This is a genomic window from Embleya sp. NPDC127516, assembly GCF_044765325.1.
GTDB lineage: Bacteria > Actinomycetota > Actinomycetes > Streptomycetales > Streptomycetaceae > Embleya.
The window spans coordinates 118,288-127,965 of the sequence record NZ_JBIWJT010000022.1 but is presented as its reverse complement, the minus strand read 5'-3'; the positions used below and the strand labels follow the sequence as shown (position 1 = coordinate 127,965).

Below are 9,678 nucleotides of genomic sequence, written 5' to 3'. Positions count from 1 at the left end.
CCCACGCCCCCCGGGCCCCCACGACTGGCACCACCACCACGGCGAAGCCGCCGCACGGAAAAGGCAGATACCCCATGGCGAACGAAGAGAAGCTGCGCGACTACCTCACCCGGGTGACCGCCGACCTGCACCAGGCCCGGCGCCGGCTGCGGGAGAACGAGGAAGCCCGGAACGAACCGATCGCCGTGGTCGGTATCGGCTGCCGGCTGCCGGGCGGCGTGCACTCGGCGGACGACCTGTGGCGGCTGGTTGCCGAGGGCCGGGACGCGGTCGGCGGCTTCCCGACCGACCGGGGATGGGACCTGGACGGTCTGTACGACCCGGACCCGGACGCGGTCGGCAGGACGTACACCCGCCAGGGCGGATTCCTGCACGACGCGGCCGAATTCGACGCGTCCTTCTTCGGTCTCTCGCCGCGCGAGGCGCTCGCCGCCGATCCCCAGCAGCGGCTGCTCCTGGAGACCGCGTGGGAGGCCCTGGAGGACGCCGGGATCGATCCGGCGGCGATCCGCGGCTCGTCCACCGGGGTCTTCGCCGGTGTGATCGCACAGGAGTACACGCCGCGGCTGTACAAGACCACGCCCGACCGGGTGGACGGCTATGTGCTCACCGGCAGCACCACGAGCGTGGCGTCCGGGCGGATCTCCTACACCTTCGGGTTCGAGGGGCCCGCGGTGACGGTGGACACCGCGTGCTCGTCGTCGTTGGTGGCGCTGCATCTGGCGGCGCAGTCGCTGCGCTCGGGCGAGTGCGATCTCGCGCTCGCGGGCGGCGCCACGGTGATGGCATCGCCCGGGATGTTCGTCGAGTTCGCCCGCCAGCGCGGCCTGTCCGCGGACGGCCGGTGCAAGGCGTTCGCCGGCGCCGCCGACGGCACCGGCTGGGCCGAGGGCGTCGGGCTGCTGGTGCTGGAGCGGCTCTCCGACGCACGCGCGGCCGGGCACCGGGTGCTCGCGGTGATCCGGGGCAGCGCGGTCAACCAGGACGGCACCAGCAGCCAGCTCACCGCGCCCAACGGCCCCTCCCAGCAGCGGGTGATCCGCCGGGCGCTGGCCAACGCGGGCCTGACCCCGGCCGATGTGGACGTGGTCGAGGCACACGGCACCGGCACCCGGCTCGGCGACCCGATCGAGGCGCAGGCGCTGCTGGCCACCTACGGCCGGGACCGGGCGCCGGAACGGCCGTTGTGGCTGGGTTCGTTGAAGTCCAACATCGGCCACGCGCAGGCCGCGGCGGGCGTGGCCGGCGTGATCAAGATGGTCCAGGCGCTGCGGCACGGCGTACTGCCCAAGACCCTGCACGTGGACGAACCCACCACGCACGTGGACTGGTCCTCGGGCGGGGTACGGCTGCTGACCGAGGCCCGGTCGTGGCCGGAGACGGCCGCGCCGCGCCGCGCGGCGGTGTCCGCGTTCGGGGTGAGTGGCACCAACGCGCACGTGATCCTGGAACTCCCGGACGAGGATCGCGACTCGCGGCCGGTTCCGCCGCCGGCGCCCGCACCGTCGACCCCGTGGGTGCTCTCCGCCAAGTCGCCGCGGGCACTTCGAGCCCAGGCCGCTCGACTGGGCGAGCGACTCGACGCCGCCCCCGCGATCGACGCCGCCGAGGTGGGCTTCTCACTGGCCTCCGCGCGCTCGGTCTTCGGCGAGCGGGCGGTCGTAGTGGGCGCGGATCGGGCCGCGCTGACCACCGGGCTGGGCGCGTTGACACGTGGCGAATCGGCACCGGGCGTGGTCACCGGCACGGCGGACGCGGCCGGGAGGACCGTGTTCGTCTTTCCCGGACAGGGCTCGCAATGGGCCGGGATGGCCGCCGACCTGTACGCCCAGTCGCCGGTGTTCGCGGCACGGTTCGACGAGTGCGCGAAGGCGCTGGAAACGCACGTGGATTGGTCGCCGGTCGAGGTGTTGACCGGTGACGAGGGCGCGCCGTCGTTGGATCGGGTGGACGTGGTCCAGCCGGTGTTGTGGGCGGTGCTGGTGTCGCTGGCCGAGGTGTGGCGGGCGTACGGGGTCGTCCCGGACGCGCTCGTCGGTCACTCGCAGGGCGAGATCGCGGCCGCGGTGGTGGCCGGCGGGTTGTCCCTGGAGGACGGGGCCACGGTGGTCGCGCTGCGCAGTCGGGCGATCCTCGCGCTGTCCGGACGGGGCGGGATGGCCTCGGTGGCGCTGGCCGAGCCCGAGGCCCGGGCGCGTATCGCCGGTTGGGACGGGCGGATCTCCGTCGCGGCGGTCAACGGCCCGGGTCAGGTGGTGGTCTCGGGCGCGCCGGACGCGCTGGAGGAACTGGTCGCCGCGGTGACCGCGGAGGGCGGTCGGGCCCGGGTGATCCCGGTGGACTACGCGTCGCACTCGGCCCAGGTGGAGGAGATCCGCGCGCGCATCGTCGCCGACCTGGCCGCGATCGCGCCGACCTCGGGGACGATCCCGCTCTGGTCGACGGTGACCGGCGCGTGGATCGACACCGCCGAACTGGACGGTGGGTACTGGGCGACGAATCTGCGCGAGACCGTGCGGTTCGCGGAGGCCGTGCGCGCGCTCGCGGACGCCGATCACGGCGTGTTCGTCGAGGTGAGCCCGCATCCCGTGCTGACCGCCGCGATCCAGGACACGCTGGAGGAGATCGGCGCGGCCGACACCGTCGTGGTCGGCACGCTGCGCCGCGATCAGGGCGATCTGCTCCGGTTGCACACCTCGCTGGCCGAGGCGTTCGTGCGCGGTGTACCGGTCGCGTGGGACGTCGCGTTCGAGGCGGGGGCGGTCGAGCGGGTGTCCCTGCCGACCTACGCGTTCCAGCGTGAGCGGTTCTGGCTGGACACCGGCGAGTACACGCCGCCCGCCGCGGTGGCGGTCGACGCGGCCTTCTGGGACCTCGTCGAGGGCGGCGACCGCGCGGGTCTGTCCGCCGCGCTGGGCGACGTCGACGGCGATCTGGCCGAGCCGCTCGGCGCGGTGTTGCCGGCCCTGTCCTCGTGGTGGGACCGGCGCCGTTCCGATGCCGGCACGGATGCCTGGCGGCATCGCATCGTCTGGCGGCCGGTGGCGGGCGCGGAGGGCGGTGAGCGGCTCACCGGCACCTGGCTGCTGGCGCTTGCGGAGGGGTCGGACTCCGGCCCGGTGGCCCGGTGGTTCGATACCGCCCTGGCATCCTTCGGGGCTCGGGTGGCGCCCGTCGTGGTGGGCCGTGAACAGGCGGATCGCGCCGCGCTGCGCGCGCTGCTCGCGGAGGCCGCCGGCGCCGCCGGGGAGCCGGTGACCGGGATCGTGTCGCTGCTCGCCCTGGCCGAAGGGTCGGTCACCGCGTACCCGGCGGTGCCGTGGGGCGCGGCGGCCACACTGGCGCTGGTCCAGGGCCTGGGCGACGCGGACGTGCACGCTCCGGTGTGGGCGGTCACGGGCGGTGCGGTCTCGGTGGACGCGGACGACCCCGTCCGGGTGCCGGAACAGGCCCAGGTGTGGGGCTTCGGCGGCATCGCCGCGGCCGAACTCCCCGACCTGTGGGGCGGTTTGATCGACATTCCGGACGCGCTGCCGGCGGACGCGGCGGCCACACGGCTGAGCGCCGTGTTGTCCGGCGCGGCGGGGGAGAGCGAGATCGCGATCCGCGGCGCGGCGACGTGGGCCCGCAGGCTGGTCCGGGCACCACACGCGGCCGGCTCCTCGGCCGGGTCGTGGCAGCCGTCCGGGACCGTGCTGGTCACCGGCGGCACCGGAGCGCTGGGCGGGCACGTGGCCCGCTGGGTCGCGGCGCGCGGCGCCGAACACGTGCTGCTGGTGAGCAGGTCGGGGGCCGAGGCCCCGGACGCACCGGCCCTCGCGGCGGACCTGGAGGCGTCCGGCGCCAGGGTGTCCTTCGCGGCCTGCGACGTCGGCGACCGCACCACGCTGGCGGACGTACTCGCGGGCGTCCCCGCACAATTCCCGCTCACCGCCGTCGTGCACGCGGCGGCGGTGCTCGACGACGCGGTGATCGCCGACCTGACCCTCGATCAACTCGACCGTGTGTTGCGGGTCAAGGTGGACGGCGCCCGCCACCTGGACGAACTCACCCGCGACCTCGACCTGTCCGCGTTCGTGTTGTTCTCCTCGCTCGCGGGCATCTGCGGCGTGCCCGGCCAGGGCAACTACGCGCCCGGCAACGCCCACCTCGACGCGCTGGCCGCCCGGCGCCGCGCCGCCGGGCTGCCCGCGACGGCGATCTCGTGGGGCCACTGGGCCGGTGGCGGGATCGCCGCTCCCGAGGTCGAACAGCGGCTGACCCGACAGGGGTTGCGGATGCTCGACCCGGATGCGGCCATCCGGGTGCTGGGCCGGGTGCTCGACGCGGACGAGTCGCATCTGACGGTGTGCGACATCGACTGGGACGTGTTGTTCCGGGATCGGCGCGCGCCGCTGGTCGCCGAACTGCTCGGCGCGAAGGGCCCGGATCCCGCCGCGTCCGCGCCCGCACTCGCCGAGGCCGGCGGCGACACCTTCGCGACCCGGTTGACCGGGCTGGGCTCGGCCGACCGGCTGCGCTTCCTGGTCGAGGCGGTGCGTACCCAGGCGGCGGTGGTCCAGGGCCACCGCGGCGCCGCCGCCGTGGATCCCGGGAAGCCGTTCCGGGACCAGGGGTTCGATTCGCTGACGGCGGTGGAGCTGCGCAATCGGCTGACCGCCGAGACGGGTCTGCGGTTGCCCGCGACGCTGGTCTTCGACTATCCCACGCCCAACGCGCTCGCCGAATTCCTGCGCGGTGAGATCTTCGGCGACGTCGGTGGCGTCGGCGAGACCGAGACGACGGCCGCCGCCGGCGCGGCGGCTCGGGCGGACGCCGACGATCCGATCGTGATCGTCGGGATGGCCTGCCGCCTTCCCGGTGGGGTGAGTTCGCCCGCCGACCTGTGGCGGCTCGTGGAGGCCAGTACGGATGCCGTCGGCGAGTTCCCCACCGACCGGGGATGGGACATCGATGGCCTGTACGACCCGGATCCGGACCGGGTGGGCACGTCGTACACCCGTGCGGGTGCCTTCCTGTCCGACGCGACCGGGTTCGACAGCGCGTTCTTCGGCATCTCGCCGCGCGAGGCGCTGGCCATGGACCCGCAGCAGCGGCTGCTCCTGGAGACCGCGTGGGAGGCGTTCGAGCGGGCCGGGATCAACCCGGACACGCTGATCGGGAGCCGGACCGGCGTGTTCGCCGGCATGGCCGGTCACGACTACGGGCGCGGCCTGACCGAGGCGCCCGAGGGCCTGGAGGGCTATCTCGGCACCGGGAGCGCGGGCAGTGTCGCGTCGGGTCGGATCTCCTACTCGTTCGGCTTCGAGGGCCCCGCGGTCACGGTGGACACCGCGTGCTCGTCGTCACTGGTGGCGATGCATCTGGCCGCCCAGTCGTTGCGCACCGGGGAGAGCGACCTCGCGCTCGCCGGGGGCGTGGCCGTGATGGCCACGCCGGGCATGTTCGTCGAGTTCTCCCGGCAGCGTGGGCTGTCCGTGGACGGGCGCTGCAAGGCGTTCGCCGGCGCCGCCGACGGTACGGGCTGGGCCGAGGGCGTCGGACTCGTCCTGCTCGAACGGTTGTCGGACGCGCGGCGCAACGGGCATCGGGTGCTCGCGGTGCTGCGGGGCAGCGCGGTCAACCAGGACGGCGCCTCGAACGGTCTGACCGCGCCGAACGGCCCGTCCCAGCAGCGGGTGATCCGCCGGGCGCTCGCCGACGCGGGTGTCACGGCGGCGGACGTGGACGTCGTCGAGGCGCACGGGACGGGTACGACGTTGGGGGATCCGATCGAGGCGCAGGCGTTGATCGCGACGTACGGGCAGGGTCGGCCGGTCGAACGGCCTTTGTGGTTGGGGTCGTTGAAGTCGAATATCGGGCACGCGCAGGCGGCTGCCGGTGTGGCGGGTGTGATCAAGATGGTGGAGGCGCTGCGGCACGGGGTGTTGCCCAGGACGTTGCATGTGGACGAGCCGACGCCGCACGTGGATTGGTCGGCGGGCGCGGTGCGGCTGCTGACGCAGGCCCAGCCGTGGCCGGAGACCGGTCGGCCGCGCCGAGCGGCGGTGTCGGCGTTCGGGGTGAGCGGCACGAACGCGCACGTGATTCTCGAACTCCCGGAGCCTCCTGCGGAAGTGCGCGTCGAGGAGCCGCTCGCGGCCGCCCCGGCCGTGCTCCCGTGGGTCCTGTCCGGCCGGACTCCGGACGCGCTGCGGGCGCAGGCCGGTCGGGTGCGCGGCGCACTGGACGAGGATCCGGTGGGCGCGGGGTTCTCGCTGCTCACCTCGCGGGCGTTGTTCGCGGAACGGGCCGTGCTGGTCGGGGACACGACCGGATGGGCGTTCGGCCTGGACGCGGTGGCACGCGGCGAGAGTGCGGCGGGCGTGGTGACCGGGACGGCCGGACCGGTGGGCAAAACCGTGTTCGTGTTCCCGGGCCAGGGCTCGCAATGGACCGGTATGGCGGCCGAACTCCACGGCCAGTCCCCGGTGTTCGCGGCCCGCTTCGACGAGTGCGCGGCGGCCCTGGCGGAGTTCGTGGACTGGTCGCCGGTCGAGGTGTTGACCGGTGTCGAGGGCGCGCCGTCGTTGGATCGGGTGGATGTGGTCCAGCCGCTGTTGTGGGCGGTGTTGGTGTCGCTGGCCGAGGTGTGGCGCTCCTTCGGGGTGGCGCCGGACGCGCTGGTCGGCCACTCGCAGGGCGAGATTGCGGCGGCCGTGGTGGCCGGCGGACTGTCCCTGGCCGACGGAGCACGGGTGGTGGCGCTGCGGAGTCGGGCGATCGTCGCGCTGTCCGGGCGCGGCGGGATGGCGTCGGTGGCCGAGCCGATCGTGGTGGTCCGCGAGCGGATCGCCGGCTGGGACGGGCGGATCTCGGTCGCGGCCGTGAACGGCCCCGGCCAGGTGGTGGTCTCCGGCGAGCCGGACGCGTTGGCCGAGTTGGTCGCGGCGGTCACCGGCCAGGGCGGCCGGGCCCGGCTCATCCCGGTGGACTACGCGTCGCACTCGGCGCACGTCGAGGAAATCCGGTCGGAGATCGTGGCCGAGTTGGCCAAGATCGCACCGGTGTCCGGGACGATCCCGATCTGGTCGACGGTCACCGGGGACTGGTTGGACACGGCCGCGATGGACGGCGCGTACTGGGCGACCAACCTGCGCGAGACCGTGCGCTTCGAGGAAGCCACCCGAGGTCTCGCCGCCACCGGTCACGGCGTGTTCGTGGAGGTGAGCCCGCATCCGGTGCTGACCGCCGCGATCGAGGCGACGCTGGACGAGGAGGGTTTGGAGAACCCGGTCGTGGTCGGCACACTGCGCCGTGACCAGGGCGGCGCGCAGCGCCTGTACATCTCGCTCGCCGAAGCCTTCGTGCGCGGCGTCGCGGTGGACTGGACCGCCGCGTTCGCCGGAACCCGGCCGCGTCGGGTCGAGCTGCCCACCTATCCCTTCGAGCGCAAGCGCTACTGGCTCGACACCCCGGGCCCGGCCGGTTCGACGACCGGCGCGGCTACGGCCACGGGGGTGGTGGACACGATCGACGCGGCGTTCTGGTCGCTCGTGGAGAGCGGTGACCAGGCGGGCCTGGCCCAGGCGCTGGGTACGCAGACCTCGGCGGAGTCGTTGGGCGCGGTGTTGCCCGCGTTGTCGTCGTGGTGGGACCGTCGGCGCTCGGGAGCCACCCTCGACGCGTGGCGGCACAGGATCGTGTGGCGTCCGGTCGCCGGGACCGGGATCGGGAACCTGTCCGGGACCTGGCTGCTCGTGGTGCCCGAGGAGGAGGCTGCCCGCGGGTGGGCGGACTTCCTGACCCCGCTGCTGACCGCCGCCGGTGCCCGGGTGGAGCGTGTTCCCGTCGCTCGCGACCGGGGCGAGCGGGCGGCGCTGCGGGACCTGGCCGCGGCACAGCCAGGACCGGTCGCGGGTGTGCTCTCGCTGTTGGCACTGGCCGACGGCACCGCGGCCGGGTTCGACGCGGTGCCGTGGGGGACGGCGGCGACCGTCGCCCTGGTCCAGGCCCTGGACGACGCGGGAGTGGTGGCACCGCTGTGGGCGGTGACCAGCGGCGCGGTGACGGCCGGTGCGGCGGACCCGGTCCGGGTACCCGAGCAGGCGCAGGTGTGGGGCTTCGGCGGGGTCGTCGCGGCCGAGAATCCGCGTTCGTGGGGCGGACTGATCGACCTGCCGAGCGCGTATCCCGGCACGGACGCCGAGGCACCGGCCTGGGCCCGCCTGGTGGCGGTGCTGGCCGGCGCGGTGGACGAGCGGGACGTCGCGGTGCGGCCGACCGGGGCCTGGGGCCGCAGGCTGGTTCGCGCGCCGCTCGGTGCCGCCCGGCCGGCCGGGACCTGGCGGCCGTCCGGCACGGTGTTGGTGACCGGTGGGACCGGGGCGCTGGGCGGGCATGTGGCCCGCTGGGTCGCGGCGCGCGGGGCCGAGCACGTGCTGCTGGTCAGCCGTACCGGCGCGGACGCGCCCGGCGCCGATCGACTGGCCGAGGACGTCGCCGCGGCGGGCGCGCGGGTGTCCTTCGCGTCGTGCGACGTGGGCGACCGGGACGCGCTGGCCGACGTACTGGCCGCGATCCCGGTGGAGTTCCCGCTGACCGCCGTGCTGCACGCGGCGGCGATCCTGGACGACGCGGTGATCGGCGAACTGACCCCGGAGCAGCAGCAGCGGGTGGCGCGGGTCAAGGTGGACGGCGCCCGGCATCTCGACGAACTCACCCGGGACGCCGACCTGTCGGCGTTCGTGCTGTTCTCCTCGGTGGCCGGACTGTGCGGGGTCGCCGGCCAGGGCAACTACGCGCCCGGGAACGCCTATCTGGACGCGCTCGCCGCACGTCGTCGGGCCGACGGGCTGCCCGCGACCTCGGTGTCCTGGGGGCACTGGGCCGGCGGCGGGATCGCCGCGCCGGAGATCGAGGAGCGCCTCGGCCGTCAGGGCCTGACCATGCTCGATCCGGCCCTCGCGGTCGAGGCGCTCGGGCAGATCCTGGACGCGGACGAGAGCCACCTGACGGTCTGCGACATCGACTGGGACGTGCTGTTCCGCGACCGGCCGCACCCGTTGGTCGCCGAACTCCTGCGCGCGCCCGCGGCTTCGGCGACGGCCTCGGGATCGGCAACGGATTCGGCGTCGACCTCACCCGAGACGGCCGCGACCAGGCTGATCGCGACACTCGCCGAACTGGCCGAAGAGGAGCGCCGACCACATCTGGTGCGGTTGGTCCGGACCCGGGCGGCGATCGTGCACGGGCACGCCTCCGCCGACGCGGTGGCGGCCGGGAAGCCTTTCCGGGACCAGGGGTTCGACTCGCTCACGGCGGTGGAGCTGCGCAATCGGCTGACCGCCGAGACGGGTCTGCGGTTGCCCGCGACGCTGGTCTTCGACTACCCCACGCCCAACGCGCTCGCCGAATTCCTGCACGGCGAGCTGCTGCCGCGGGTGGTTCCGAGCGCCGACGCCATCCGGGCCGAGATCGACCGCCTGGAAGCGCTCCTCGCGCACGCGGCCGCCGATCCGGCCGAACACGAGGCGACCGCGGTCCGGCTCGCCGAGATCGCCGCACGCTGGGCCGCCGGCGCGGCACCCGCTCCGGAGTCGCCCGGTAGCGAACTCGAAGGCATCGCCGACGAGATCGACTCGGCCACCGACGACGAGCTCATCGAATTCATCGGCAAGCAGTTCGGCATCTCCTGAC

General features: G+C 74.4%; 1 protein-coding gene. It reads left to right on the top strand.

The features are described 5' to 3' along the window. Positions 1 to 74 precede the first annotated feature (74 nt). Positions 75 to 9,677, top strand: a complete 9,603-nt coding sequence (locus ACIRL2_RS35005; RefSeq protein ID WP_402237627.1) for a type I polyketide synthase — start codon at positions 75 to 77, stop codon at positions 9,675 to 9,677. Position 9,678 lies beyond the last annotated feature (1 nt).

What these genes read in the sequence shown, in the direction of transcription:
- ACIRL2_RS35005 (WP_402237627.1), top strand. Translation starts at nt 75, where the DNA reads ATGGCGAACGAAGAGAAGCTGCGCGACTACCTCACCCGGGTGACCGCC.